The sequence below is a fragment of the Burkholderia sp. YHN3-13 genome (assembly GCF_055810675.1).
Genome location: NZ_JBVVNQ010000001.1, coordinates 710,899 through 736,068 on the forward strand (window position 1 = coordinate 710,899; position 25,170 = coordinate 736,068).

At 70.3% G+C, this 25,170-nt stretch carries 24 protein-coding genes; 14 read left to right on the top strand and 10 right to left on the bottom strand.

Annotation, left to right across the window (positions count from 1 at the left end; genetic code table 11):
* Positions 1 to 387 carry a tautomerase family protein gene (locus tag AC0KUR_RS03140; protein ID WP_034188311.1) on the top strand — a complete coding sequence of 129 codons (387 nt, stop codon included), beginning with the start codon at positions 1 to 3 and terminating at the stop codon, positions 385 to 387.
* Positions 388 to 431: 44 nt separating this feature from the next.
* Here AC0KUR_RS03140 and AC0KUR_RS03145 read toward each other — a convergent pair whose 3' ends face one another.
* Positions 432 to 1,961, bottom strand: a complete 1,530-nt coding sequence (locus AC0KUR_RS03145; protein WP_231750645.1) for a sensor histidine kinase — start codon at positions 1,959 to 1,961, stop codon at positions 432 to 434.
* Between the two features lie 195 nt (positions 1,962 to 2,156).
* Here AC0KUR_RS03145 and AC0KUR_RS03150 point away from each other — a divergent pair, with 195 nt between their 5' ends.
* From AC0KUR_RS03150 to AC0KUR_RS03170, 5 genes are all read left to right on the top strand, one after another.
* Positions 2,157 to 3,350, top strand: coding sequence for an acyl-CoA dehydrogenase family protein (locus AC0KUR_RS03150; protein WP_473375339.1), 1,194 nt, complete (start codon positions 2,157 to 2,159; stop codon positions 3,348 to 3,350).
* Between the two features lie 83 nt (positions 3,351 to 3,433).
* Positions 3,434 to 3,811, top strand: coding sequence for a hypothetical protein (locus AC0KUR_RS03155; RefSeq protein ID WP_034188314.1), 378 nt, complete (start codon positions 3,434 to 3,436; stop codon positions 3,809 to 3,811).
* Positions 3,812 to 3,819: 8 nt separating this feature from the next.
* The gene (locus tag AC0KUR_RS03160; protein WP_473375340.1) at positions 3,820 to 4,341 is read left to right on the top strand and encodes a nuclear transport factor 2 family protein; all 522 of its coding nucleotides are present in this window, start codon (positions 3,820 to 3,822) and stop codon (positions 4,339 to 4,341) included.
* A 31-nt stretch (positions 4,342 to 4,372) separates the two neighbouring features.
* Positions 4,373 to 5,497 (top strand): amidase, encoded by a 1,125-nt coding sequence (locus tag AC0KUR_RS03165; RefSeq protein WP_473375341.1) that lies wholly within the window; start codon positions 4,373 to 4,375, stop codon positions 5,495 to 5,497.
* 59 nt (positions 5,498 to 5,556) lie between these two features.
* Positions 5,557 to 6,300 carry an SDR family NAD(P)-dependent oxidoreductase gene (locus AC0KUR_RS03170; protein ID WP_059559625.1) on the top strand — a complete coding sequence of 248 codons (744 nt, stop codon included), beginning with the start codon at positions 5,557 to 5,559 and terminating at the stop codon, positions 6,298 to 6,300.
* Positions 6,301 to 6,316: 16 nt separating this feature from the next.
* Here AC0KUR_RS03170 and AC0KUR_RS03175 read toward each other — a convergent pair whose 3' ends face one another.
* Positions 6,317 to 6,952 carry a response regulator transcription factor gene (locus AC0KUR_RS03175; protein WP_059559628.1) on the bottom strand — a complete coding sequence of 212 codons (636 nt, stop codon included), beginning with the start codon at positions 6,950 to 6,952 and terminating at the stop codon, positions 6,317 to 6,319.
* A 351-nt stretch (positions 6,953 to 7,303) separates the two neighbouring features.
* Between AC0KUR_RS03175 and hpaC the strand changes: the two genes are divergently transcribed.
* Positions 7,304 to 7,849, top strand: coding sequence for a 4-hydroxyphenylacetate 3-monooxygenase, reductase component (gene hpaC / locus AC0KUR_RS03180; RefSeq protein ID WP_034188318.1), 546 nt, complete (start codon positions 7,304 to 7,306; stop codon positions 7,847 to 7,849).
* Between the two features lie 11 nt (positions 7,850 to 7,860).
* Here the strand turns inward: hpaC and AC0KUR_RS03185 are convergent, their stop codons facing one another.
* Entirely contained in the window at positions 7,861 to 9,111 is a 1,251-nt protein-coding gene (locus AC0KUR_RS03185) for a YbfB/YjiJ family MFS transporter (RefSeq protein WP_473375342.1), read from the bottom strand.
* Positions 9,112 to 9,597: 486 nt separating this feature from the next.
* On the opposite strand from AC0KUR_RS03185, the gene AC0KUR_RS03190 reads away from it, so the two are divergent.
* Together AC0KUR_RS03190 and AC0KUR_RS03195 are read left to right on the top strand one after the other, a co-directional pair.
* Positions 9,598 to 9,720, top strand: a complete 123-nt coding sequence (locus AC0KUR_RS03190) for a hypothetical protein (RefSeq protein ID WP_006766865.1) — start codon at positions 9,598 to 9,600, stop codon at positions 9,718 to 9,720.
* A gap of 58 nt (positions 9,721 to 9,778) precedes the next feature.
* Positions 9,779 to 10,732, top strand: coding sequence for a CgnE/CgnB domain-containing protein (locus AC0KUR_RS03195; RefSeq protein WP_049033179.1), 954 nt, complete (start codon positions 9,779 to 9,781; stop codon positions 10,730 to 10,732).
* 20 nt (positions 10,733 to 10,752) lie between these two features.
* Here AC0KUR_RS03195 and AC0KUR_RS03200 read toward each other — a convergent pair whose 3' ends face one another.
* Positions 10,753 to 11,262, bottom strand: a complete 510-nt coding sequence (locus AC0KUR_RS03200; RefSeq protein WP_473375343.1) for a GNAT family N-acetyltransferase — start codon at positions 11,260 to 11,262, stop codon at positions 10,753 to 10,755.
* Between the two features lie 55 nt (positions 11,263 to 11,317).
* Positions 11,318 to 12,349, bottom strand: a complete 1,032-nt coding sequence (locus AC0KUR_RS03205; protein WP_473375344.1) for an AraC family transcriptional regulator — start codon at positions 12,347 to 12,349, stop codon at positions 11,318 to 11,320.
* 239 nt (positions 12,350 to 12,588) lie between these two features.
* Between AC0KUR_RS03205 and AC0KUR_RS03210 the strand changes: the two genes are divergently transcribed.
* From AC0KUR_RS03210 to AC0KUR_RS03220, 3 genes are read left to right on the top strand one after another with little or no spacing between them, the layout of a single operon-like run.
* The gene (locus AC0KUR_RS03210; RefSeq protein WP_473375345.1) at positions 12,589 to 14,307 is read left to right on the top strand and encodes a GMC family oxidoreductase; all 1,719 of its coding nucleotides are present in this window, start codon (positions 12,589 to 12,591) and stop codon (positions 14,305 to 14,307) included.
* Positions 14,294 to 16,744, top strand: a complete 2,451-nt coding sequence (locus tag AC0KUR_RS03215; protein WP_473375346.1) for a flavin-containing monooxygenase — start codon at positions 14,294 to 14,296, stop codon at positions 16,742 to 16,744. The genes AC0KUR_RS03210 and AC0KUR_RS03215 overlap by 14 nt, the downstream gene beginning before the upstream one ends.
* Positions 16,741 to 17,037: a helix-turn-helix domain-containing transcriptional regulator gene (locus tag AC0KUR_RS03220; protein ID WP_473375347.1), complete on the top strand. Its 297-nt coding sequence runs from the start codon at positions 16,741 to 16,743 to the stop codon at positions 17,035 to 17,037. Before AC0KUR_RS03215 ends, AC0KUR_RS03220 begins: the two co-directional genes overlap by 4 nt.
* Positions 17,038 to 17,052: 15 nt before the next feature.
* Here AC0KUR_RS03220 and AC0KUR_RS03225 read toward each other — a convergent pair whose 3' ends face one another.
* Positions 17,053 to 19,071, bottom strand: coding sequence for an LssY C-terminal domain-containing protein (locus AC0KUR_RS03225; RefSeq protein ID WP_473375348.1), 2,019 nt, complete (start codon positions 19,069 to 19,071; stop codon positions 17,053 to 17,055).
* Positions 19,072 to 19,173: 102 nt separating this feature from the next.
* The gene (locus AC0KUR_RS03230) at positions 19,174 to 19,626 is read right to left on the bottom strand and encodes a hypothetical protein (protein ID WP_059559643.1); all 453 of its coding nucleotides are present in this window, start codon (positions 19,624 to 19,626) and stop codon (positions 19,174 to 19,176) included.
* A 322-nt stretch (positions 19,627 to 19,948) separates the two neighbouring features.
* On the opposite strand from AC0KUR_RS03230, the gene AC0KUR_RS03235 reads away from it, so the two are divergent.
* Positions 19,949 to 20,602, top strand: coding sequence for a response regulator (locus AC0KUR_RS03235; protein WP_473375349.1), 654 nt, complete (start codon positions 19,949 to 19,951; stop codon positions 20,600 to 20,602).
* Positions 20,599 to 22,392 carry a sensor histidine kinase gene (locus AC0KUR_RS03240; RefSeq protein WP_473375350.1) on the top strand — a complete coding sequence of 598 codons (1,794 nt, stop codon included), beginning with the start codon at positions 20,599 to 20,601 and terminating at the stop codon, positions 22,390 to 22,392. The genes AC0KUR_RS03235 and AC0KUR_RS03240 overlap by 4 nt, the downstream gene beginning before the upstream one ends.
* 37 nt (positions 22,393 to 22,429) lie before the next feature.
* On the opposite strand, the gene AC0KUR_RS03245 is transcribed toward AC0KUR_RS03240, so the two are convergent.
* From AC0KUR_RS03245 to AC0KUR_RS03255, 3 genes are all read right to left on the bottom strand, one after another.
* Positions 22,430 to 22,747 (bottom strand): type II toxin-antitoxin system RelE/ParE family toxin, encoded by a 318-nt coding sequence (locus AC0KUR_RS03245; protein ID WP_233622862.1) that lies wholly within the window; start codon positions 22,745 to 22,747, stop codon positions 22,430 to 22,432.
* The gene (locus AC0KUR_RS03250) at positions 22,705 to 24,015 is read right to left on the bottom strand and encodes an MFS transporter (RefSeq protein WP_049035680.1); all 1,311 of its coding nucleotides are present in this window, start codon (positions 24,013 to 24,015) and stop codon (positions 22,705 to 22,707) included. The genes AC0KUR_RS03245 and AC0KUR_RS03250 overlap by 43 nt, the downstream gene beginning before the upstream one ends.
* 97 nt (positions 24,016 to 24,112) lie before the next feature.
* Positions 24,113 to 25,129, bottom strand: coding sequence for an ABC transporter substrate-binding protein (locus tag AC0KUR_RS03255; RefSeq protein WP_473375351.1), 1,017 nt, complete (start codon positions 25,127 to 25,129; stop codon positions 24,113 to 24,115).
* Positions 25,130 to 25,170: the final 41 nt, after the last annotated feature.

Consider the following 25,170-nt stretch of genomic DNA (forward strand, 5'->3'; position numbering starts at 1 on the left):
ATGCCCACACTCGAAGTTTTCCTGCCGGCCGGCCATGACGACGCACGCAAGGCCGAGCTGATCGCGCGGCTGACCGGTGCGACCGTCGACGCGATCGGCGCACCGGCCGAATCCGTGCGCGTGCTGCTCACCGAGCTGCCCGCGACGCATGTCGGCCTCGGCGGCCGCAGTGCCGCGGACGGCGCGCCGCCGTCGTTGCCGGTGATCGTCGCGATCCTGATCGCCGGCCGCACCGACGCACGGAAACGCGCGCTGATCGCCGCGCTGTCCGACGCGGGCGCGAGCGTGCTCGACGCGCCGCTTCAAGCCACGCGCGTGATCATCAAGGACATTCCGGCCACCGACTTCGGCATCGGCGGCCAGACCGCGCGGGCGCTGGGACGATGAGCGCGCGCCGCGGGTCGCTGCCCGGCCGCGACGCGACGCGGCGGCTACGCGGGTGCGCCGGCGAGCGGCAACGTCACGCGGCAGTCGAGCCCGCCGCCGCCGGCCGGGCTCGCGGCGATCCGCCCGCCGTGACGCGTGACGATACTCTTGCACAGCGACAACCCGATGCCGTTGCCGCCGGCTTTCGACGACGAGAAGCCGTCGAACAACCGGTCGTGCGCACCTTCCGCGATGCCGGGACCGTTGTCGATCGCGCGCAGCTCCGCATGCCCGGCGAGGTTTGCCGTCGCGAGCGTCAGCGTACGCGGCAGGCGCTCGCAGCCGGCGAACGCCTCGATCGCGTTGAACGCGAGATTCAGGATCACCTGCCCGATCAGCACGCGCTCGCAGCGGATCGGCAGCGGCACGTCGGCCTGCACGAGCGCGACCGTCACGCCGGCTTCCTTCGCGCGCAGCTCGATGAAGTAAGCGACATCGGCAAGGATGTCGCGCAGGTCGGCGACCGCGACGACCGGCTCGCGCTTCACGATGAATTCGCGCACGCTCTTGATGATCAGCGCCGCGTGCTCGGCTTGCCGGTCCGCGCTGCGCAGCCCCCAGATCGCGTCCTCGACGGCGCCGTTGCCATTCAGCCGCCGCACCGCGCCCTCGATGAAGTTGCGCACGGCCGCGAGCGGCTGGCTCAGCTCGTGCGCGATCACGCTCGCCATCTCGCCCATCGCGTTGTAGCGGCCCGCGTATTCGAGCATCCGCGCCTCCGCACGCCGCGCGTCCTCGATCGCGACTTCGTCGCTCACGTCGCGGAACTGCACGAGCAGCCCGTCGAGATCGCCTTCGATCTCGACCTGCCGGCACAGGATGCGCAGCCAGCACGGCGAGCCGTCGCGCCGCACGATCCGGTAGCGCTGCGGCGCGGACGGGTACGCCGACGGCGCATCGCGCAGTTGTGCGACGAGCCGGTCGCGATCGGCCGCGGAACAGTAGTCGAGCACCGCGCCGAGCGGTTCGTCGGGCGCGAGCCCGAGCACGCGGCGGCCCGATTCGCTGATGAACTGCACGCCGCCGTGCGGCGTCACGACCGCGATGCCTTCGTCGAGATCCTGCATGAACTCGCGCAGCCGCGCCTCGTAGCGGCGCAACTGCCGGCGAACCGCCTCTTCCGCGCTGATGTCGCGGAACTGCACCATCACGACGTCGCGCCCGCGCAGCGGCACGTAGGTGGCGGTGGCCTCGGACAGCATGTCGACGCCCGTACGCGAGCGATAGCACCACTCGTACACCTGCGGCCCGTCGACGAGCGCACGATCCCAGGCACTCACCGCGATCTCGCGCTGGTATTTCGGCTCGGGCCGCGTCATGTCCGGCGCCTTCAGCGGCAGCAACTCCTCGACGGAGAAACCGAGCGCGATGCACGCGGCGCGATTCGCCCACACGATCGCCTTCGTCCGCGCGTCGTGCAGCAGCACGCAGGTCGTCAGCGCGTCGAGCAGCCGGTGGAAATCGTCGTCGTCGGGGAAACTCATGATCGGATCCGGATGAAGGCGCGCGGCATCGCGCGGCCGGAAATCCAACATAGCACCGGCGCGCGCCGATCGCACCTGAAGATTTCTTTAGGCCGGCCCGGAACGTCACCAGTCGCACGGCCCAACGCACCAATTGCTGCGTGTTTTCGGCGTTTCTAGACTGGCTGCATCGTCGTGCCGCAGGTCCAGCCTCGCACGGCACGCATGCCATCCGCATCCGAACCCTTGTCCGCCCAGGAGACAACCATGCCGCAAGCCGCCCTCGCCATCGAACCCGCGTCGTCCTCGCCGTCCGTGGCAGGTTCCGTGGCCGCGCCGTTGTCGCCGCTCGACGCGGCGATCGAGACCGTCGCCGCGCGCCGTGAAGAATTCGACCGTCTGTCGCACGTGCCGCGCGACGTGATCGCGCTGTTCAAGCAGGCCGGCATCTATCGCGCGGGCACGCCGCGTCGCTTCGGCGGCGACGCGCTCGCGCCGACCGCGTTCCTCGACATGATCGAGCGCATCGCGACGGCCGACGGGTCGGCCGCGTGGGTCGCGAGCTTCGGCTCCGCGAACGTCTATCTCGCGGCGCTGCCGCTCGAGACGCAGGCCGAGCTGTACGCGAGCGGTCCCGACCAGGTGTTCGCGGGCGGCCTGTTCCCGGTGCAGCCGGCGCAGGCCGCGCCGGGCGGCTGGCGCGTGAACGGCACGTGGAAATTCGCGAGCGGCTGCAAGGGCGCCGACTGGCTCGGTGTCGGCATCGCCGTGCCGGGCGCACAGGACGCCGCACCGAACAAGCCGCGCACGGCCGTGTTCCGCGCGGCCGACGTCGAGATCGTCGAGAACTGGAACGTGGTCGGCATGCAGGGCACCGGCAGCCACGACCTGCGCATCGACGACCGCTTCGTGCCGGAAGCGTGGACCTTCGTACGCGGCGGCGAACCGACCGTCGACGAGCCGCTGTACCGCTACCCGACCGTCGCGTACGCGGCGCAGGTGCTGGCCGTCGTCAACCTCGGCCTCGCGCGCGCGGCGCTCGACGTCGTGAACCGGATGTCGGGCGGCCGGCAAACGACGACCGGCGCACCGCGTCTCGCCGATCGCGCGTACTACCGCATCGAGCTCGCGAAGGCCGAGGCGCAACTGCGCTCGGCGCGCGCGTTCTTCTACGACGCGACCGACACCGTGTGGCGATCGATCCTCGCCGGCAATCCGGTGACGCCCGAGCAGGTCAGCCTGCTGCGGCTCGCGGCCACGCAGATCGCACGCGAAGGCGCGAGCGTCGTCGAACGCGCGTACCGCCTCGGCGGCACGGCGGCGATCTATCGCACGCATCCGCTGCAGCGGCTGCTGCGCGACGCGATGGTCGTCACGCAGCACGCGTTTCTCGGCGAAGGCAACTTCGACGGCGCGGGTGCGGTGTTCACCGGCGTGACGCCGTTTCCCGGCTATCTGTGACCCGTGTCGACCGAAGCCGTTCCTGAACACGCATGATCGCCGGCCGATTCATGCGCCCCATCGATTCCTCTGGAGAGCCCGATATGTCCGACCCGAATCCGCTGCCGCTGCGCGTCCTGTTCTGCTGCGGCGTGTCGCAGAACTTCTTCGACCTGCCGCGCGAGAAGATCGGCGAAGTGTGGCAGGCGTACGGTGCGATGCTCGCGGCCGTCGAAGCGATGCCCGGCGTGCGCGTGCTCGGCGTGATGGACGACGACCGCCTCGTGGTCGGCCAGGCCGACGGCGCGCCGTGGACGTTCTACATCATGGCCGACGTCGCCGATTTCGACACGACGGTCGCCGTATGCAACCTGTATCGCACGACGCCCGTCGGCGAATACAACCTGTGGCGCTACGGCAAGATCGAGGCGCGCGTCGGCCGCGCGCTGACCGTGCCGCCGGCCGCGAAGCCCGCGGCGTGAGGCGCGCGATGAGCGACCTGTCGCCGGACCCGATCGATGCGCTCGTGCAGCGCCTGGCCGCGCTCGACGCCGAGCGCGCGGTGCGCGCGACGCTCACGCGCTACATGGCGCTGTGCGACGTGCCCGAGGATGCCGGCGACGGCCCGTCGCTCGCCGAACTGTTCACCGCCGACGCCGTGTGGGAAGGCATCGGCCCGCACTACGCGCGCAAGTTCGGCCGCCTCGAAGGCACCGCCGCGATCGTCGCGATGCTGGGCCGCTACCTGCCGCCCGACCCGCATTTCGCGGCGAACCTGCACTTCCTGACGTCGGAGTCGATCGAGATCGGCGCCGGCAACACGCGCGCGCGCGGCCGCTGGATCATGCTGCAGGCGTCGCGTTATGCGGGCGGTTCGGCCGAGCTGATCGCCGCGCGGCTGACCGTCGATTTCGCGCCGGCGGCCAGCGGCTCCGCGTGGCTGATCCGTCATTTCCGCACCGAACGCGTACTCGACGGCCCGTGGCCGCTCGCCGCCGCGCCACGGTCCTGATCCATTCCACCGCGTTCGCGCGATACCGACCATGACAGGCTTCATCGACACCTTCACGCTGGGCGGCCCCGGCCCCACGATCGCGATCAAGGACACGATCGACATCGCGGGCCATCCGACCCGCGCGGCCAGCCGCGCGCTCGCCGACGCGCCGCCGGCCGCACATCACGCGGACGTGGTCCGCCTGCTGCTCGACGCCGGCTGGCGGATTGCCGGCAAGGCGAACATGCACGAGCTCGCGTTCGGCATGACCGGCATCAACGACTACACGGGCACGCCCGTCAATCCGCAAGATGCGACGCGCATTCCCGGCGGCTCGTCGAGCGGGTCCGCGTCGCTCGTCGGGCTCGGCGCCGTCGACGCGGCGCTCGGCACCGACACCGGCGGCTCGATCCGGGGGCCGGCCGCGTGCTGCGGCGTGGCCGGCCTGAAGCCGACGTTCGGCCGCGTATCGCGCCGCGGCGTCGCGCCCGCCGACACGACGCTCGATTGCGTCGGGCCGTTTGCGCGCGATATCCGCACGCTGGCCGCGGTGATGGCCGCGATCGCACCGGGCTTCGATCGTGCGCAGGCCGCGGCATCCGCGGCAGGCTTTACCGTCGCGCACGTCACGGTCGAAGCCGATCCGGCCATCGCGGCCGCGCTCGATGCGGCCGTTCGCGCCGCGGGCCTGCACGCGCACGCCGTCGTGCTCGACGACATGCCGGCCGCGTTCGCGGCGGGGCTCACCGTCATCAACGCGGAAACGTCGCGCGCGTTCGGCCATCTGGTCGCGACGGGCCGGCTCGGCGCCGATCTCGATACGCGCCTGCGCACGGCCGCGACGACGACACCGGCCGCGCTCGCCGAAGCCGAAACCGTCCGCGCACGCTTCACCGCGCAGGTCGATGCCGCGCTCGAGTACGCCGACGTGCTGGTGCTGCCGACGCTGCCCGCGCTGCCGATCACGCTGCAGCAGGCACGCGACGGCGTGTCGGTCATCGCGATGTCGTCGCTGATCCGGCCGTTCAACCTGAGCGGCCATCCGGCGCTCAGCCTGCCGCTGCCGCTCGCCGGTTCGCCGCTGAAGGCCGGCCTGCAGATCGTCGGGCGCAAGGGCGCGGACGAACAGGTCTGCGCGATCGCGGCGCACTTCGAAGCGGCCCTCGCCGCATGAACCACGATACGGGCGCCGCTTCCACCGGCGTGCGCCCGCGAACCAGGGAACCACGCACCATGTCAGATCGAGTCGTCCTCGTCACCGGCGCCGCGCGCGGGCTCGGCGCCGTCATCGCCGAGCGCTTCCATGCAGCCGGCTACCGCGTCGCACTGGCCGATATCGCCGCCGACGCCGTTCGCGCGCATGCTCGCGACCTCGACCCGAGCGGCGCCCGCGCGATCGCGCTGCCGCTCGACGTCACGTCGAAACGCGATTTCGAAGCCGCGCGCGATGCGCTCGTCGCACGCTGGGGCGCGATCGACGTGCTCGTCAACAATGCGGGCGCCTCGAAGGTCGTGCCGGCCATGGAGATCACGGCCGAGCAGTTCGACCAGGTGATCGACGTGAACCTGCGCAGCGTGCTGTTCGGCTGCCAGGTGTTCGGCCAGTACTTCGCGGCGCGCGGCGCGGGCCGCATCGTCAACATCGCGTCGCTCGCCGGACAGAACGGCGGCTCGGCGACGGGCGCGCACTATGCGGCCGCGAAAGGCGGCACGCTGACGCTGACCAAGGTGTTCGCGCGCGACCTCGCCGCGCAGGGCGTGACCGTCAACGCGATCTCGCCGGGCCCGCTCGACCTGCCGATCGTGTACGAGAGCGTCGCGCCGGAGAAGCTGCGCCAGGTGCTCGCGAGCCTGCCGGGCGGCAAGCTCGGGTCGGCCGGTTTCGTGGCGGATGCCGCCGTGCTGCTCGCGTCGGGCGACGCGCACTTCGCCAACGGGGCGTGCTGGGACATCAACGGCGGGTTGTACATGCGCTGAGCGCGGCAGGCAGGCCTTATCGCGACGACTCCCCGCCGTCGCCCCACACGACCATCACGTCGCGCACGAGCGCGGCGATCGACGTCGCGCCGAGCTTCTCCTTGATGCTCGCGCGATGCACGTCGACGGTCTTCACGCTGATCGACAGGTCCGACGCGATCTGCTTGCTGCCCTTGCCGTCCACGACGCCGCGCAGCACTTCCTTCTCCCGCGCGGTCAGCGCATCCAGCCGCTGGCGCAGTTCGCGGTGGCGCTGGCTCACCGCGTGCCGCTGCTGCGCGAGCCGCAGCGCGCGCTGCACGCGTTCGAGCATCTGCTGCGAGTTGTACGGCTTCTCGACGAAGTCGATCGCGCCGTTCTGCAGCGCGCGCACCGACATCGGAATGTCGCCGTGCCCGCTGACGAAGATCACCGGCAACGTCGCGCCGCGCGCATTCAGTTCGGCCTGCACGTCGAAGCCGCTTTTCTCGGGCATCCGCACGTCGAGCACCAGGCACGCGGGCAGGTTCGCGTCGAAGCGCGCGAGAAACTCGCCCGCGTTCGCGAACCCTTCGGACGCAATGCCGACCGATTCGAGCAACCACGCAAGCGACGTCCGCATGCCGCCGTCGTCGTCGACGATGTATACGATCGGTGCGGGTGACGTCGTCATCGCGGGTGTCTCGCTGAATATCGGTATGGGTGTCGCACGCGCCGCGCGACAGGCCGGTGGCCGGCGGGTCGCGCGCGTCGTTCGCTGGGGGTGTGCGGCACATCATAACGAGCCGAAAACCCGCTGAATACCCTTTTGCGTGCCGCAGGTCCGCCCAATCGCGCTTTTTTCGCGCGGCGCGGCGCGCATCTAGGTAGAACCTTTAGATGCGTTGGCGGGAACGCCATGTCCATCGTCAATCGTGCGAATGGTCGCCCGCATTTTCGCGACGTACGCTTGGATCATCGTCGGCGATCCGGCGCTGCCTCGACAGCGTGACGCGATCGCCGCCTTCGTCCAACAGGAGCACCCATGTCTTCCACGACCGATATCCCGCGACCGGCACGCGTCGAACCGACCGACACGCAGAAGGCCTTCCGCCAGGCGATGGCCCACCTCGGCGCGGCCGTCAACGTCATCACCACCGCCGGGCCGCACGGCCGCTGCGGGATCACCGCGAGCGCCGTGTGCTCCGTCACCGATACGCCGCCGACGCTGCTCGTGTGCCTGAACCGGTCGAGCGCGATGCACGCGACCTTCGAGCGCAACCGCCACGTCTGCATCAACGTGCTGCCGGCCGAGCACGAGCTGCTCGCGCGGCATTTCGCGGGACTCACCGACCTGCCGATGGCGCAACGTTTCGAACTGCCCGTGTGGGATCGGGGCGAGCAGGACGTGCCCGTGCTGCGCGACGCGCTCGCCAGCCTGCAGGGCACGATCGCCGACATGAAGGAAGTCGGCTCGCATTCGGTGATGTTCATCGAGGCGACGTCGATCCGCGTGCGCGACGACGGCGACAGCCTCATCTACTTCAGCCGCGCGTTTCATCGCGTCTCGCGCACCGCGTACGTGCGGTGACGCTCGCGTGACTACGCGGGCGTCCGCAACGCGCGCTGGGCGGCCGCAAGCGCCGCGCCCGCGAACAGCGTCAGCGCCGAATACACGAGCCCGCGCGCGAGCCCCGCGCTGTCCGACACCCAGCCGATCGCGACCGGCCCCGCGATCTGGCCGAATGCGAAGACCGTCGTGAACGCGCTGATCCCCTTCGCCCAGCCGTCGGGCGGCAGGTTGTGCCGCACGAACGCCGTCGTCGACGCGACGGCCGACAGGAACGTCGCGCCGAACAGCACGCCCGACGCGAACGCGGCGGCCGGATGCACGAACATCGCGGGCATCAGCGTCGCGATGCCGAGCAGCGCGTTGAGCACCGCGAGCGCCTGCCCGCCGCGCATCCGGTCGAGCAGCCCCGACCACAGCCGCGCCGACACGACGGTCGCGACGCCGAGCATCACGTAGAACGCGGCGACCACCGTGCCGCTCATGCCCGCGCCGCGCAGCAGCGCGACGATGAACGTCATGTAGCCGATGTAGCCGACGCCGAACAGGCCGTAGCCGGCCAGCGCGAGTCCGAAACGGGCCGCGCGCGCGGTTGCCGCCGGTGCCGTGCCGTCGCGCGGCCTCGCCGGTGCCGCGTGTGCGCGCTCGATGCGATGCGCGGCCGCGATGGCCACCGCCGAGAACAGCGCGCAGGCGAGCGCGAGCGCGAACCACGCGGCCTGCCAGCCGTGCACGCCATGCGTGAGCGTGGCCGGCACGAGCAGCGACGACGCGACGATGCCCCACCCCGTACCGCCGTAATAGAGGCCGAGCAGCAGCCCCGCATCGCGCGGCGACGCCGACGCGAGCCGCGCGGCCAGCACGCCGCCGCTGATGAAGATCAGCGCGCTGCCGATACCCGTTGCGAGCCGCTGCACGAGCAGCGCGTGCATGCCGGACGTGAGCCCGCAGGTCGCCATCAGCACCACGGTCAACGCGCAGCCGGCCGCCAGCAGCGTGCCCGCGCGCCAGCGCCGCGACAGCAGCGGAAACGCCAGCGCGCCGACCAGGTAGCCGGCCGCGTTCGCGGTATTCAGCGCGCCGGCCTGCGCGAAGGTCCAGCCGAGATCGGCCTTCATCGGCGGCAGCAGCAGCGCATACGAAAAGCGTGCGAGGCCGAGCGCGATCGCGCTGCCGAGCGACAGGCCGATCGCGAGCCGCCACGCGGCCATGCGGTCGGGATCGGTGGTGCCGGCGGTCGGCTGCGTCGGGCCGGCGCGCTCCGGTTGCGGCGCTGCACGCATCGGGTCGTCTCCATCGTTGTGATGCCGTCCTGACGACGGCGCACGCGGCCGCGGCCGTCGCGCAAGATCGTCAGATGGTGCCAGAAAACCGGAGGCGTCGCCGCACGCGGGCCCGCGCGCAATATGCGCGTGATACGCGTGCGCGATCTTCTTTCATGAATCACGCAATGCGAAATAATCGACGCCATTGCACGTCGAATTATAAAAAAACGGCCGAATGCATTAATCGAACGGAATCCCGATAATTGGAAAATCAGGTCGGTCCCGTTATTCGATTTATCGGCCTCCTTTGCCCGTCGACCTCGAGAAAATGCCGGTGTTTAGCACGCTTTGGCTAAAAACGTCGCAATGCATTGCATTAACAAAATCGTCAGACTAATATCGACGCCACTTGTCCGGCATTCACGAAATACCGAACAAGGAGCGGCAAGATTTTCTACCGCACTTTCATGTTGAATCACTCATGTTCACCACAGGAGAATTGACATGCAGGACACCCAGCAGATCGAATTGCTTGACTGGATGCAGGAAGACACGCACCCCGAGGCCGTCGACATGATGGTTGAGGACGCCGTGGTGCCGTTCGGCACCGCGCTCTGGCCGGTCTGAGCGGGCCACCCGTTCTCGCGGAAGGGCCTCGGCCCTTCCGCCGCTTCCGGAGATACGCATGCTGAACCTGCACCGCGCGCTCGGGTTTCACCCCGCGCTGCGCGACAAGCTGGCGCGCGGCGAGTCGGGAAAACTGCTGGTCGGCCATGACACCCGCAACCGCGACATCGCGTTGCGCGCGTTTTCCGCCCTGCCCGATTCGCTCGACGCCACGACCCTCTGCCTCGAAAGCACCCCGCCCGCCGACATCGCCGCCGCGCTCAATGACGCCGACCTGTTCGTGCTGCTGTACGACTCGTCGTGCCTGCCGACACCCTCGCCGAGCGGGCCGCCGTTCCTCGCCGCGATCCGCCCCGCGATCGTCGAGCACTGGAGCAAGTCGGTCTTGTTCAAGGATTACGGCCCGCACCTCGACGAAGCCTTCGCCGAATCGCTCGACGACATCGCCGCACGCAACGGCCGGTTGATCGACGCGGCCGCACGCGCGTCACGGATCCGCTTCATCGACGAAGCCGGCAACACGCTGACGGGCTCGCTCGCACCGGACCAGAAATGGACGAGCGTCGACGGCATGGGCAACCTCGACGTCGTGCCCGGCGAGATCGCGACGCACGTGACCGACCTGAACGGCTCGGTCGTGTTCAGCGGCACGTTTCTCGGCACCGTGCCGTTCGCGATCAAGTACAAGGTAGCCGAGCGGCTCGCGACGCTGCGGGTCGAGAACAGCACGATCGTCGATTTCGACACCGACGATGCGGGCTTTCGACGCGATTTCACGACCTATCTCGACCGGCACGCGAACCACCGGCGCATCGAGGAATTCGGCATCGGCACGAACCTCGGCATCCGCGGGCTGTACGGCCGCAACGCCGGGTTCGAGGAACGCCATCCGGGCCTGCATCTCGGGCTCGGCGGCGGCGAAAACGGCAGCCATCACCTCGACCTGATCTTCGCGCGCGGCACGCTCGCGCTCGACGAACGGATCGTGTTCGACGGCGCGTTCGCCGTCTGACGACGGGGCGGCTTGCGGGCTCAGGCTTCGGCGGCGGGCGTGTCGCCGAGCCACTTGAACATCACGAGGCAATCGACGAAGCCGAGCCGCGCGTGGCGGTACACGCGCGGCAGGCGGCCGACGATCTCGAATCCCAGCTTCCGCCACAGCGCGACCGCGACCTCGTTCGTCGCGACCACCGAGTTGAACTGCATCGCGAGGAAACCGCGCTCGCGCGCGACCTGCTGCGAGTGTTCGCACATCAGGCGCGCGACGCCGCGGCCGCGCGCGGCCTCGCTCACCATGTAGCCGCAGTTGCTCACGTGCTTGCCGGGGCCGGCCGCGTTCGCCTTCAGGTAGTACGAGCCGAGCACCACGCCGTCCTCCTCGGCGATCCACGTGCAAAGCGGCGCGTCGAGCCACAGCACGCGCGCCGCTTCCCGTGTCGGCGCGGGATCGAATGCATAGGTTTCCTGAGCGGCGACGATGGCGCGATAGGTCGGCCAGAAGCGCGGGAAATCGTCGTCGGTCATCGGGCGAATCGTGATCATGCGGGTTCTCTCGTGAGGGGGATGTCGGCAGGCAAGCGATCGATCGTACCGCGATTCATCGGCGGTCGCCGGCCCGCCGCGCCGCACTGCGATACGCGCCCGGCGGCACGCCGTACCAGCGCTTGAACGCCTGCGAAAAACTCGACAGGTCGCTGAAGCCGAGCCGCTCGGCCACCTCCGCGAGCGACAGCCGCGCATCGCCGAGCAATGTCTCGGCCATCGCGCCGCGCGCCTGCGCGAGCAGCGTGCGAAACGTCGTGCCCTCCTCCTGCAGCCGGCGCTTGAGCGTGCGCGGGCTCGTGTTCATCAGCCGCGCCATGTCCTCGAGCGAGAACGGCGCACCGCCGGCCGTCGAGCCCAGGTACTGGCGCACCATCTCCGACGTGCCCACGCGCGCGCGCCGCGCTTCGACGAGTTGCCCGCACATCTGCTCGCACATCGACACCGTCAGCGGATTCGCATGCGGCAGCGGCCGGTCGAGAAACGCGCGGTCGAACGCGAGGCTGTTCACGCGCGCCGAGAAGGCCGGCTCGATGCCGGCGATGCGCGGCGCGACGAGCGACGGTGAACGCGCGGCCTGCAGCGTGAAGCGCGACAACGCGAAATCGCCGCTGGCGATTTCCTGCAGCAGCACGGCAGCAGCCGTCATGTCGCGCTCGACGAGGAACCGGCTCAGGTCGCCGTCGAGTTCCGGCGCGCCGAAGTTGAGCACGCCCGTATCGGGCGCCTCGCGGTACGTGATGACGGTGTATGCATACGTGAGCGGCAGGAAGCGCATCGCCAGCGCGAGCGCGTCGCGCCCGGTCGCGCTCGCGATCAGCCCGTAGCCCCACACGCCGTACGCGGAGAAGTGATAGCGCAGGCCGACCTCGAAGCCGAGGCCCTGCGCGCGGCCGAGCGCGCGCAGCAGGTTGCCGGTCAGCCGCAACTCCTGTGCGGCCGTCACCTCGACCTTCGGATCGTCGAGCTGCGCATCCGCCAGGCCGGTACCGGCCAGCAGCGTCGCGTGCGGCACGCCGCGTTCGTCGCCGAAATCGACCAGCAGCCGGGCGCTGGCCGGACTCCGGGTGAAATCCCAGAAGCTCATGCGGAGAAACCCTCGAAGCGCCGATTTGGCCCAAATACTAAAACAATTGTCCCCAAGCAGCATTGGTGTTTCCCCGTGCGGCCCGCACCATCGGCGTCATCCAGTCGTCACCCGAACGACGCCATCGCCCCAGGAGGAGACACCATGCGACCGAGCCGCCCGACCGATCCCGCCGCCTGCGCCCCCGTGCCGGCGCCCGTCGGCTGATCCATCGACTACCGAACAAAGGAGACGATTCCATGAGCAAGACGTTCGACTACATCGTCGTCGGCGGCGGATCGGGCGGCTGCGTCGTCGCTGGGCGCCTGACCGAGGACCCGGCCGTGACCGTATGCGTGCTGGAGGCCGGCGGCCGCGGCGACGGCGCGCTCGTCAACGTGCCGACCGGCGCGGTCGCGATGATGTCCACGCGCCTGAACAACTGGGCGTTCGACACGGTGCCGCAGCCCGGGCTCGGCGGGCGCATCGGCTACCAGCCGCGCGGCAGGGCGCTCGGCGGATCGTCGGCGATCAACGCGATGGTCTACATCCGCGGCCATCGTGTCGACTACGACGGCTGGGCCGCGCTCGGCAACGAAGGCTGGGGGTACGACGACGTGCTGCCGTACTTCCGCCTGAGCGAGCACAACGAGCGCTTCGACGATGCATGGCACGGCCGCGACGGCCCGCTGTGGGTCAGCGACCTGCGCACCGGCAACCCGTTCCATGCACGCTACCTGGAAGCCGCGCGACAGGCCGGCCTGCCGCTCACCGACGATTTCAACGGTGCGCGGCAGGAGGGCATCGGGATCTACCAGGTCACGCAGAAGCACGGCGAACGCTGGAGCGCGGCGCGCGCGTACCTGCTTCCGCATCTCGGCCGCCGCGACAACCTGACGGTCGAGACGCACGCGCAGGTGCTGCGCATCCTGTTCGACGGCTCGCGCGCGATCGGCGTCGAGGTCCGCCAGCACGGCGAGGTCCGCACGCTGCGCGCGCGGCGCGAAGTCGTGCTCGCGGCCGGCGCGCTGCAGACGCCGCAGTTGCTGATGCTGTCGGGCGTCGGCCCGGGCCGCGCACTCCAGCAGTTCGGCATCGCGGTGCAGGCGGACCTGCCCGGCGTCGGGCGCAACCTGCAGGATCATCCGGATTTCATCTTCGGCTATCGCACGCGCAGCGTCGACACGATGGGCGTGTCCGCACGCGGCGGCCTGCGGATGCTGCGCGAGTTCGCGCGCTTTCGCCGCGAACGGCGCGGGATGCTGACGTCGAATTTCGCGGAAGGCGGCGGGTTCCTGAAAACGCGCGCCGATCTCGCCGCGCCGGACATCCAGCTGCATTTCGTCGTCGCGCTCGTCGACGACCATGCGCGCAAGCTGCATGCCGGCCACGGGCTGTCGTGCCACGTGTGCCTGCTGCGGCCGCGCAGCCGCGGCTCGGTCACGCTGAACAGCGCCGATCCGCTCGCGGCGCCGCGCATCGACCCCGCGTTCTTCGACGATCCGCGCGACGTCGACGACATGGTCGCGGGCTTCCGCATCACGCGCCGGCTGATGGAAGCACCGGCGCTCGCGAGCTGGATCACGCGCGACCTGTTCACCGCGAACGTGACGACCGACGACGAGATCCGCGACGTGCTGAGGCGGCGCACCGACACCGTGTATCACCCGGTCGGCACCTGCCGGATGGGGCACGACGCACTCGCCGTCGTCGATCCGCAACTGCGCGTGCGCGGCCTGCAGGGGCTGCGCATCGTCGATGCGTCGGTGATGCCGACGCTGATCGGCGGCAACACCAACGCGCCGACGATCATGATCGCCGAGAAGGCCGTCGACCTGATGCGCGGCGTGTGCCGCGTGCCGGACCGGCCGCATGCCGGCGAGACCGTCAGGACAGCGACGGATTGCGATTCCGCCCGTGCCGCGCGCGCGGCACACGACGTCATCCAGCCCGAGGAAACCCGCCATGCTGTCGCCTGATCCTTCCCGTTGCGCCGGCTCCGCCGCACCGCTTGCCGCGATCATCATCGGCGCCGGCTTCGCCGGCATCGGCATGGCCGTCGCGCTGCAACGCGCCGGCATCCACGATTTCGTGATCGTCGAACGCTCGCACGACGTCGGCGGCGTATGGCGCGACAACAGCTACCCGGGCGCCGCGTGCGACGTGCCCTCGCACCTGTATTCGTTTTCGTTCGAACCGAATCCGGCCTGGTCCCGCGTGTTCGCGCCGCAGCCGGAAATTCACGCATACCTGCAGCATTGCGCACGCAAGTACGGGCTCGCACGCCACCTGCGCTTCGGCGCCGAAGTCGGGCACGCGCGCTACGACGAAACCGGTGCGCTGTGGCACGTCACGCTCGTCGACGGCACGACGCTCAGCGCCGCCCTGCTCGTCAGCGGCACCGGCCAGTTGAGCCGCCCGGCGATGCCCCACCTGCCCGGCATCGACACGTTCCGCGGCCGCGCGTTCCACTCCGCGCACTGGGATCACGACTATTCGCTCGCCGGCAAGCGCGTGGCCGTGGTCGGCACCGGCGCGTCGGCGATCCAGTTCGTCCCGGCGATCGCCGGCAGCGTGCGGCACCTGACCGTGTTCCAGCGTTCGCCGGCCTACGTGATACCGCGTCCCGACCGCGCGTATCGCCCGTGGGGAAAGGCGATGTTTCGCCGGATGCCGTGGGCGATGAAGCTGCATCGCGCATGGATCTACACCCGCTACGAATCGCGTGCGATCGCGTTCACGCGCCTGCACGGGCTGATGAAGGTGGCGGTCGGCCGGCCGTTCCGCAAGCTGCTCGCGCGCGACGTGCCGGACCCCGCGTTGCGCGCCCGGCTCACGCCCGACTACCCGATCGGCTGCAAGCGCCTCCTGCTGTCGAGCGAATACCTCGCGACGATGAGCCGCGACAACGTCGCGCTCGTCACGCAACGCATCCGGCGCGTGACCGAGGACGGCATCGAAACCGTCGACGGCGTCCAGCATCCGGTCGACGCGATCGTCTACGGCACGGGGTTCGCGGCAACCGAATTCCTGTCGCCGATGCGCATCACGGGCCGCGACGGGCTCGACCTGAACGACGCGTGGCGACGCGGCGCGCAGGCGTATCTCGGGCTCACCGTGCCCGGCTTCCCGAACTTCTTCATGCTGTACGGCCCGAACACCAACCTCGGGCACAACTCGATCGTCTACATGCTCGAAAGCCAGATCGCGCACGTGATGCGCTGCGTGCGGGCGATGCGGCGCGACGGCGCGCGCGAGATCGACGTCGATACGCGCCGCTACCGGCGCTTCAACGCGCACGTGCAGCAGCGGCTCGCCGGTTCGGTCTGGAGCGGCTGCAAGAGCTGGTACGTCGATGCAGCGGGGCACAACAGCACGAACTGGCCGGGTTTCACGCTGACCTACCGGTGGATCACGCGTGTCGGCGGCATGTCCGCATACCGCTTCACGCGCCCGTTGCCCGAGTCGGCCGCGGCAGCGCACGGCACGGTGATCGCGCCGCCGGCCGGTCGGCTGGAGGCGCTCGCCGCCGCTTCGCTGCGCGGCTTCCTGCGCGTTGCGTTCCGGCCGCTGATCGGGCCGCCGTTCGGTGCACGCACGCAGCGCCGCGTCGTCGCGCTGCTGTCGCCGCTGATGCCCGGTGCCGGCGGCACGCTGCGCTATCGCACGTCCGCGCACCACGTGCCGGTCGAAGTCGTCGCGCCGAAACGCGGCGACACGGGTGGCGCGATCCTGTATCTCCACGGCGGAGCATTCTGCCTCGGCGGCCCGCATACGCATCGCGGCGTGACGACGCGGCTCGCGAACGATGCCGGCCTGCCGGTGTGGGTGCCCGATTACCGCCTTGCGCCCGAGCATCCGAGCCCGGCCGCGCTCGACGATGCGCTCGCCGTGTACGACGCGATGCGCGCGCAGGGTCATGCGCCGCACCGGATCGTGATCGCCGGCGACTCGGCCGGCGGTGCGCTGGCCCTCTCACTCGCCATTGCGCTGCGCGAGCGCGGCGATCCGGCCGCCGCCGCGCTGCTGCTGATCTCGCCCGTGACCGACCCGGCGCTCGGCGGTCCGACGCTGGCCTCGCGCCGCCGCGACGATCCGATGATCCGGCGCGGCTGGCTCGAACAGGGGCTGCGCTGGTATCACGGCGCCGGCTCGACCGCCGCGCGCGGCCCGCTCGACACCGACCTGCGCGGTCTGCCGCCGATGCTGATTCAGGCCGGCGACCAGGAGGTGCTGCTGTCGGATGCGCAACGGCTGGCGGATCACGCACGCGCGTGCGGCGTGCCGTGCCGGCTGGAGATTCACGCGGCGCGCTGGCACGTGTTTCATCTGCAGGCGTTCTACCTGCGCTCGGCGCGCGATGCGCTGCGCACGCTGGCGGGATTTGCGTCGGCACGGGTGGCCGCGAGCGCGTGACGATCGGGCGGCAATGCGCGGCGAGCGGCGCGTGCGCGGTCGCCTATCTGCGCGTCGCGATGGAATCGCTCGACGATCCCGACAATCGCGCGGCCGGCCTGCTCGCGCTGCGCACGGTCGCGGAAGCCTATGGCGGGCTCGGCGCGGTCACGGCCGAAGCCGGCATCAGCCGCGAATCGCTGTATCGCACGCTGTCCCCGAACGGCAATCCGACGCGGAAAACCCTGCTCGCGGTGCTCAAAACCGTCGGCCTGCGCCTGTCCGTCGTCCCAGCCCGGCCGGAGCACGCATGAGCGGCGCGCGCCCGCTCACGGCCTGACCATCCACACGAGCAGCATCCCGGCCGGCGCGGCCGTCATCCCCGCCGGCGGACGCTCGATCGTCGGCTCGACCGCCAGCGCCTGCGCGATCGCCGCCGCATCGTCGATCGGCGTCGTGCGCACGATCGTCATCAGCCGCGCCGGCCGGTGCAGCGCCTCGCGATACAGCGCGCCGTACCACAGCGGCCGCATGCCGAGCGCGTCCTCCAGCACGTACGGATAGCGCCACAGCCGCAGCACGAGGCGGCTGTCCGGATGGGCCGGATCGACGCGGACGAACACGCGGCGCGTGCTTTCGCCATGCGTATAGCGCGGCAGCACGGGCAGCGCGTCGGCCGGCGCCTGCGGCAACAGCCAGCGCAACGCGGTGGCCGGCGACCACGGCGTCGCGCGCTGCCAGCCGGCCTGCGCGAGATGCCGGTCGAGCGTGTCCGATGCCGCGCTCCATTGCAACGGCAGATATTCCTCGCGATCGCCGCCGATCTCGGTGCGCCGCATCGGCACGCGCTGCCACCCGCCGTGCAGCCACTGATCGACCGTCATCGCCACCACGTCGCCGACATGCGGACGCGCCGCGCGCTCGAGCTGCCATTGCGCGGGAACCGTCCATACGCCGGCCGTCGCGAGCACCACGACCACCGCGACCAGCGCGCCGCGCGGCTGCACCTGCTCGCGCACGCGCCAGTATGCATAGGCGCCGGCGAGCAGCGCGAACCAGGCCAGCCCGAGACTCCAGCCGCCGAGCAGGCCCGACAGCCAGGTGTCGCCAACGTAGAGCCGCGCGAAACCGCCGAGCACGATCCACAGCACGACCGCCGTCACGACCGGAATGCGCCATCGCGCGGGCCGGTCGCGCGTGAGCACCCAGCCGAGGCCGCTGCTCGCGAGGATCGCGAACGCGGCGTCGGCATCGGGCAGCGGCAGGTGCAGCGCGCCGGGCGGCAGGCTCGCGGGCGTCGCGCCCGGCACGCCCGCGCCGAACGCCGGCACGAGCACGACCGCGACACCGACCGTCGCGAGCCACCACGCGGACGTCAGCCAGCAGCGATGGATCATCAGCCAGACGAGGAACGCGGCCGCGACGATCAGCCCCGTGTCGTGCCCGTGCAGCACGGCAAGCGCACTCATCGCGGCGTCGACGGGCGGCGTGCGCAGGTTCTGCAGGAACGCATACAGCGCGATGTCCGCGTGCATCAGCGGATCGTTCGCGACGACATCCCGCACCATCCCCGCGAACAGCCACACGCAGCCGGCGAACAGCAGCGCGAGCACGGGCACCGCGCCCGGCAGGCCGCGCACGTCCGCGATCGCGTCGTGCAGCCGCGCGCCCACCCGCGGCCAGCGGCGCGCGCAAGCGTGCACGGCTGCGACGAGCGCGCGGTGCAGCAACGGCCAGCCGCGCCGCAGCGCGACGCGCACGCCGACCCAGACGAGCACGACCAGCGCGGCGACGACCAGCAGGATCGCGGCGACCCGCACGCTGATCGCCGCGGCCAGCGCGGCCGACGCGCCGAACACGATGCCCGGCGCGACGTGTACGGGCGCCCACACGAGCGCCGAGACGACGTTGACCGGATAAAACGACCGCCGCGGCAGCGTCGCGCAGCCGACGACGACCGGCACGACCGCACGCACCGGCGCGAGGAAGCGCGCGAGCACGATGCTCTTCATCCCGTGACGCAGGACGAACTCCTCGCCGCGCGCATAGGCGTTCGCGTAGCCGAGGCGCGCCCACACGTTGCGGATCATCCCGCGGTAGTGCCGCCCGAGCTCGTAGCTGATCCCGTCGCCGACCACCGCGCCGGCGGCCGCGATGCCGATCGTCGTCCAGCCGTCGAGCGCGCCCGCGCCGATCAGCGCACCGGCCGCGAACATCACGGCGCCGGCCGGCACGATCGTGCCGATCAGCGCGATCGCCTCGGCGCACGCCGCCACGAACACGATTGCCAGCACGAGCAGCGGATGCGCGCCGATCGCGCCGAGCCACGCGTGGATCGTGTCGCTCATCGCACGCCCCGCGGCGAAACGGCCCGGCGGTCGAACACCGGATCGGCGATGGCAGGGTGAACGGTCATGGCGAGGTGCGCGCACTCGCGCCGGCGTGAACGGTCAATCGAACTCGTGCTGCCGCGCATCGACCTCGAGCGGCGCGTCGTGATAGCCGACCGTCGCGATTTCCTGCAGATAGCGCGCAAGAAATGCGCCGATCGAACCGGCGGCCTCGTACTGATGCACGTGACGGAATTCGTGGGTCAGCAGGCGGCGCGTGTCCTGCCCGCGCAGCACGTACACCGCATGGCCGAGCGTCAGGCCGATCGTCCCCGGCGACAGCAGCCCCGTGTCGCGGGCGATCGCGGCCAGCGACGGCGTCTCGGGGAACGGCATGCGATCGACGGTCACCACGCGGATCCGTTCCGGCCGGGCAACGCCCACCGCGCGTGCGTCGTCCGCCTGCGCCGGCGTCAGCGGCGCCCCCTGCGCGATCCCGCGCGCCGCTTCCGCTTCGGCCCATGCGACCGCGGCGGGCAATGCGGACGGCAGGATATCGGCAAGATCGATCATCGCGGGGCTCCCCTGTAGGTGGATTGGCATCGGGCACCAGTTTAGTCCCGAATCGCGGCGGCTCGACGCGCGGTCCGGGCAGCGCGTCGCCGGTCCGGCCCGGGTACGGCAGTCACCCGGGAATACCCTGACCGCCGCGCACGACACGTCGTGCCCTTTCCGGTCGATTATTTCGCTTCAGTACACATTCGTCGATCAGCCATCTCGAAAATTTCCCGAATGAGTACCGTTTTCGAATTCGGCGGAATATATTGGTCAGAAGAACGGCCGCGTCGATAACCAGACATGCAGTTCGCGGCGTCATCCCGAAGAGGGCCGCTAGATGATCAGGGTAATTCTGGCTGACGATCACGCAGTCATGCGGGACGGACTGCGTTACATCCTGGAAATGGCCGGCGGTTTCGAGATCGTCGGCGAGGCAAGCGACGGCTCGGCCACGCTCGCGCTGGCCGAACACGCGGCCGCCGACGTGCTGCTGCTCGACCTGTCGATGCCCGCGCCGACCGGCATCGAGCTGATCCGGATGGTCAAGAGCCACGCGCCGTCGCTGCGCACGCTCGTGCTGACGATGCATGCCGAGGCGCAGTACGCCGCGCGCGCGTTCAAGGCCGGCGCCACCGGCTACCTGACGAAGGACAGCGCAACCGCCGAACTCGTCGAGGCCGTCGGCAAGGTCGCGGCCGGCGGCGTCTACGTGAGCCCGTCCGCGGCCGAAAGCCTCGCGCGCACGCTGCGCGCGCCGGCCCGGACGTTGCCGCACGAGCGGCTGTCCGCCCGCGAGATCGACGTGATGCGCCGCATCGTCGCCGGCCAGACCGTCACGCAGATCGCGTCCGAACTCGGGCTGAGCACGAAGACGGTCAGCACGTACAAGACGCGGATCCTCGAGAAAATGGAGTTGCCGCACGACGCGGCGCTGGTCCGCTACGCGGTACGCCACGATCTCGATCCTGGCGCCGGCGCCGACGACGCATGACGGCCGCGTCCCGGCTCCCGCCCGCGCCGCCGGAAGACGACGATCCGGACACGTCGCGCCTGTTCATGTCGTCGCTGCCGCCGGGCCGGCGCGAACGGCGCTTCGCGCTCGCGACCGTGCTCGTGTCGGCCGTGATCTTCGCCGCGCTCGCGCCGTTCGCGGGCATGCCGCTCGCGCCGGGCTCGGCGTTCATTCCCGTGTACCAGTCGGCGATCGTCGTCAACGACATGGTGACGGCCGGCCTGCTGCTCGGCCAGTACGCGATCCTGCGCCAGAAACCGCTGCTCGTGCTCGCGGGCGGCTACCTGTTCACGGGCTTCATGGCCGGCACGCACATGCTGAGCTTCCCCGGGCTGTTCGCACCGCACGGCCTGCTCGGCGGCGGCGACCAGACCACCGCGTGGCTGTACCTGTTCTGGCACGGCGGGTTTCCGCTGGCCGTTTCCGCGTATGCGCTGCTGCGCGCGACGCCGCGCGCCCGCCCGATCGCGAGCCCGCAGCGCCGGGCGGCGATTCCGGTGGGGTTCTGCCTCGCGTCGGCGGCCGCCGCGACGGTCGCGCTCGCGCTGCTCGCGACCGCCGGCCACGACCTGCTGCCGCGCATCATGAACGGCAACCGGATGGCCGCGACGATGACGAACGCGATCACGATCGTCTGGGGGCTGAACCTGGTCGCGCTGATGCTGATGTGGCGGCAGCGGCGCCGCCACTCCGTGCTCGACCTGTGGGTGATGACGGTACTCGTCGCGTGGCTGTTCGATATCGCGCTGTCGTCGATGCTCAATCACGGGCGCTACGATCTCGGCTTCTACGCGGGGCGCGCGTACGGCCTCGTCGCGTCCGGCGTCGTGCTGTTCGCGATGCTGTTCGAGAACGGCCGGCTGCATGCGCAGACCGTGCGCGCGCTGGCCGGCGCGCGCTACCAGCATCTGCTCGTCGTGCAGAAGAGCGCGCAGTTGAACGACGCGAACGAACGGCTCGAACAGCGCGTCGCCGCGCGCACCGCGCAACTGAGCGCGTCGAACCGCGACCTGCGGCGCGAAGTCGAGGAGCGCGTGCGCGCGGAGCGGGCGCTGCAGACGTCACGCGAGGAACTGCGCGAGATCGCCGCGATCAGCGCCAGCGCACGCGAAGCCGAGCAGCGCCGCATCGCACGCGAGCTGCACGACGAACTCGCGCAGACGCTCGCGACGCTGAAGAACGATCTCGAATGGCTGATCGACCGCGTGCCGCAGGACGACGCGTTGCTCGCGCGCAAGATCGCGGCGATGCATGCGCTCGCGCGCGGCGCGGTGGCCGCGACGCGGCGCATCGCGTCGGACCTGCGCCCGCTGATGCTGGATGACCTCGGTTTCGCCGCGGCGATGCAATGGCTCGTGGAAGATTTCCGGCACCGTCACGGGATTGCGTGCTCGCTGCGCGTCGAGCCGCCCGAGCTGCAACTCGACGAGCCGTACGCGACGGCCGTGTTCCGCATCGCGCAGGAAGCGCTCGCGAACGTCGCGCGGCATGCGGCCGCGTCGCATGCGGACGTCGAACTCGCGCACGGCGGCGATGCGCTCGCGCTGACGATTCGCGACGACGGCGCGGGATTCGATCCCGGCGTGCCGCGCAAGTCGGGTTCGTTCGGGCTGGTGGGATTGCGCGAGCGCGCGTATCTGGTCGGCGGCACGCTGCGGATCGCGACGACGCTCGGCGAAGGCACGACGGTCGACGTCGAGATTCCGCTGACGCACGCGCCCGTCGCGGTCGCGCATGGCGGGCATGGGGGTTCTCGGCCCGATCGCTGACCGAGGCGGCGATGCCGGCCGCCGCATCGATCACGCGTCAGTGGTGATCCTCTTCCCGTTGATGTCGCACCGCGAGAATCGTAACTTGTTCTGCCGCTTCAATCTCGAACAGCAGGACAAAACCCGACGCGCCGAAGGACACGATCAGCTCGCGCAAAAACGGATTTCCATTCTCGATCTTGCGGCATGTGAACGGAAACAGGCGCAGCACGGCAACACCTTGCCCGATCGCGTCCGCGGCGCGCGCCGCCGCATCCACATCACGTTCGAGCAGGGTTCGAAACGTATCTGGAGCCGCAATCCGCCCGTCGGTCACACCCGCGCCGCCACCATCCCCCGCTCCGATCGCGTCCATGCGACCAGCGCGCCGATGCCGAGCAGCGCGAGGCACACGATCGGCACGATCATCGGCCCGAACGCGGTGCCCGTCACCTTGCCCGCGAACGGCATCAGGTTCTGGCTGAAGAAACCGCCGAGGTTGCCGATCGAGTTGATCGCCGCGACGCTCGCCGCCGCCCGCGCGCCGGTGAAATAACGCGGCGGCATCGACCAGAAGCACGGATACAGCAGCGGGATGCACGCGCCGCCCAGCACGAGCGCCACGAAGCGCAGCGGCGTCGACGGCAGCACGAGGCTCAGCAGGAAGCCGAGCGCGCCGAGCGCCGCGACGATCGCGATCGTGCGCAGGATGCTCTTCGCGCGACGCAGCTTCGCCGGCAGCCACAGCAGCAGCAGCACCGCGAGCGCCCACGGCAGCATGCTCAGGAAGCCGTTCGTGCTGCTCGACACGCCGAACGATTTCACGAGCGTCGGCAGCCAGTACGTGACGCCGTACAGCGACGTCGACATCAGCATGTAAGTCGCCGCGAACAGCATCACGCGCGGATCGAGCAGCGCCTTCCACGGCTGGCCGTGCTCGGCCTGCGCCGGCTTCTCGCGCTCCAGCGCGGCCGCGACGATCTGCTTCTCGCGCTCGTCGAGGAACGGCGCTTCGCGGAACGACGCCGGCAGCACGCGGAACACGACGATCGCGACGACCACGGCCGGAATGCCCGTCGCCACGAACACCCATTGCCAGCCCGCGAGGCCCCACACGCCGTTCAGGCTCAGCAGCACGCCGCCGACCAGCGAGCCGAGCATGTTCGCGAGCGCGCTGCCGAGCGTGAAGATGCCGAGCACCTTCGCGCGGTAGCTCTGCGGGAACCACAGCGTCAGGTAATAGATCACGCCCGGGTAGAAGCCGGCCTCGGCGATGCCGAGCAGGAAGCGCAGCGAGCAGAACGCGGGCATCGACGTCGTGAAGCCCATCAGCACCGTGATGAGGCCCCACGTCAGCATGATCCGCGCGAGCCACACGCGCGCGCCGTAGCGATGCAGCGCGAGCGTGCTCGGCACCTCGAACAGCAGGTAGCCGATGAAGAACAGCGACGACGCGAGCCCGAACGCGGCCTCCGTCATCCCGAGGCTGTGCACCATCTGCAGTTTCGCGAATCCGACGTTCTGCCGGTCGATGAACGCGATCAGGAACATCACGACGAGGATGGGCAGCAGGCGCCGCGCCACCTTCGACATGATGCGCTGTTCTTCGGCGGACGCGGGGTCCAGGGTGTCGGTAGCGGTCACTTCATGCTCCTTGCGTGAATCGGTTGCGTATCGGTTGAACCGATGCCCGCGCGCAGCCGTCGCGCGGGCATCGGATGTCTCGTTGAACGGGGGGCGATCAGCCCGACCGGTAATCGTCGAGCATCGGCGCGAACATCTCGTGCCACGCGCGCGGCTTCGCCTTGATCGTGCCGGCCAGGTACAGGAATTCGACGTAGTCCATCAGCTGGTTCGGCAGCACCGAGAAGCGCGTGTCGGGCGCGGCCAGCATGCGCATCACGTCGTCGTGCGACACGCCGACACCCGACGACGCCGCATACAGCGCGGCCGCCGCGCGTGGGTCCTGCGCGATCAGGCGGTTCGCTTCGTCGAGCGCGCCGAGAAACGCGACGGCGAGCGCGGGTTCCGCATCGACGAGCCGCTTCGGCGCGAACACGACGTCGAGCGTCAGCGGGCCGAGCACGTCGACCGAACTCACGACGCGATGAATACCCGGCTGCCGCAACTCGAGCGTCGAGAATGGCGGCGACGTGAAGTGCGCGGTGACGCCGTTCTCGCGGCGGATCAGCGCCTGCATCGCCTGCGGATGCGGCAGGTTCACGGTGATCGAATCGAGCTGCGCGAAATGCCGCGGGCCGAGTTGCCGGCTCGCGACCATCTGCAGCACGACGGCCGACAGCGACGTGCGAATGCCCGGCACCGCGATCCGGTCGGACGGCGTGAAGTCGCGCAGCGACGCCAGGCCCGGGCGGTTCGCGTTCAGCGACAGCGACGTGGTCGACAGCCCGCTGATGCCGATCACCTCGACGTTCGGAATGCCGCGCGCCCGCGCCCACAGTTCGATGAAACCCGGCGCGCCGGCGCCCGCGAAATCGAGCGTGCCGGCCATCATCGCGTCGTTGACGGAATTGCCGCCGTCGAGCAGCACCCAGTCGACCGCGACGTCGCGCACGCCGTGGCGTGCCGCGTGCCGCTCGAACAGCCGCTGCTTCTCCATCACGAGCAGCGGCAGGTACAGCACGCCATAGCCCTTGGAGATCCGCACCGTGCGCGGTTTCGCCCGCACGAGCGACGGTGCGGCGAGCACGCCGAGCCCGGCGGCGATCAATGCGCGGCGGCGTGGCGACATCGTCATGCGCACGCCGCCCCGCGACGGGCGGCACACGGCCGCGCGAA

What these genes read in the sequence shown, in the direction of transcription:
- AC0KUR_RS03155 (WP_034188314.1), top strand. Translation starts at nt 3,434, where the DNA reads ATGTCCGACCCGAATCCGCTGCCGCTGCGCGTCCTGTTCTGCTGCGGC.
- AC0KUR_RS03190 (WP_006766865.1), top strand. Translation starts at nt 9,598, where the DNA reads ATGCAGGACACCCAGCAGATCGAATTGCTTGACTGGATGCAGGAAGAC.
- AC0KUR_RS03215 (WP_473375346.1), top strand. Translation starts at nt 14,294, where the DNA reads ATGCTGTCGCCTGATCCTTCCCGTTGCGCCGGCTCCGCCGCACCGCTT.
- hpaC (WP_034188318.1), top strand. Translation starts at nt 7,304, where the DNA reads ATGTCTTCCACGACCGATATCCCGCGACCGGCACGCGTCGAACCGACC.
- AC0KUR_RS03195 (WP_049033179.1), top strand. Translation starts at nt 9,779, where the DNA reads ATGCTGAACCTGCACCGCGCGCTCGGGTTTCACCCCGCGCTGCGCGAC.
- AC0KUR_RS03245 (WP_233622862.1), bottom strand. Translation starts at nt 22,747, where the DNA reads ATGGACGCGATCGGAGCGGGGGATGGTGGCGGCGCGGGTGTGACCGAC.
- AC0KUR_RS03140 (WP_034188311.1), top strand. Translation starts at nt 1, where the DNA reads ATGCCCACACTCGAAGTTTTCCTGCCGGCCGGCCATGACGACGCACGC.
- AC0KUR_RS03210 (WP_473375345.1), top strand. Translation starts at nt 12,589, where the DNA reads ATGAGCAAGACGTTCGACTACATCGTCGTCGGCGGCGGATCGGGCGGC.
- AC0KUR_RS03170 (WP_059559625.1), top strand. Translation starts at nt 5,557, where the DNA reads ATGTCAGATCGAGTCGTCCTCGTCACCGGCGCCGCGCGCGGGCTCGGC.
- AC0KUR_RS03175 (WP_059559628.1), bottom strand. Translation starts at nt 6,952, where the DNA reads ATGACGACGTCACCCGCACCGATCGTATACATCGTCGACGACGACGGC.
- AC0KUR_RS03235 (WP_473375349.1), top strand. Translation starts at nt 19,949, where the DNA reads ATGATCAGGGTAATTCTGGCTGACGATCACGCAGTCATGCGGGACGGA.
- AC0KUR_RS03205 (WP_473375344.1), bottom strand. Translation starts at nt 12,349, where the DNA reads ATGAGCTTCTGGGATTTCACCCGGAGTCCGGCCAGCGCCCGGCTGCTG.
- AC0KUR_RS03145 (WP_231750645.1), bottom strand. Translation starts at nt 1,961, where the DNA reads ATGTTGGATTTCCGGCCGCGCGATGCCGCGCGCCTTCATCCGGATCCG.
- AC0KUR_RS03160 (WP_473375340.1), top strand. Translation starts at nt 3,820, where the DNA reads ATGAGCGACCTGTCGCCGGACCCGATCGATGCGCTCGTGCAGCGCCTG.
- AC0KUR_RS03225 (WP_473375348.1), bottom strand. Translation starts at nt 19,071, where the DNA reads ATGAGCGACACGATCCACGCGTGGCTCGGCGCGATCGGCGCGCATCCG.
- AC0KUR_RS03230 (WP_059559643.1), bottom strand. Translation starts at nt 19,626, where the DNA reads ATGATCGATCTTGCCGATATCCTGCCGTCCGCATTGCCCGCCGCGGTC.
- AC0KUR_RS03165 (WP_473375341.1), top strand. Translation starts at nt 4,373, where the DNA reads ATGACAGGCTTCATCGACACCTTCACGCTGGGCGGCCCCGGCCCCACG.
- AC0KUR_RS03200 (WP_473375343.1), bottom strand. Translation starts at nt 11,262, where the DNA reads ATGATCACGATTCGCCCGATGACCGACGACGATTTCCCGCGCTTCTGG.
- AC0KUR_RS03150 (WP_473375339.1), top strand. Translation starts at nt 2,157, where the DNA reads ATGCCGCAAGCCGCCCTCGCCATCGAACCCGCGTCGTCCTCGCCGTCC.
- AC0KUR_RS03185 (WP_473375342.1), bottom strand. Translation starts at nt 9,111, where the DNA reads ATGCGTGCAGCGCCGCAACCGGAGCGCGCCGGCCCGACGCAGCCGACC.
- AC0KUR_RS03255 (WP_473375351.1), bottom strand. Translation starts at nt 25,129, where the DNA reads ATGACGATGTCGCCACGCCGCCGCGCATTGATCGCCGCCGGGCTCGGC.
- AC0KUR_RS03240 (WP_473375350.1), top strand. Translation starts at nt 20,599, where the DNA reads ATGACGGCCGCGTCCCGGCTCCCGCCCGCGCCGCCGGAAGACGACGAT.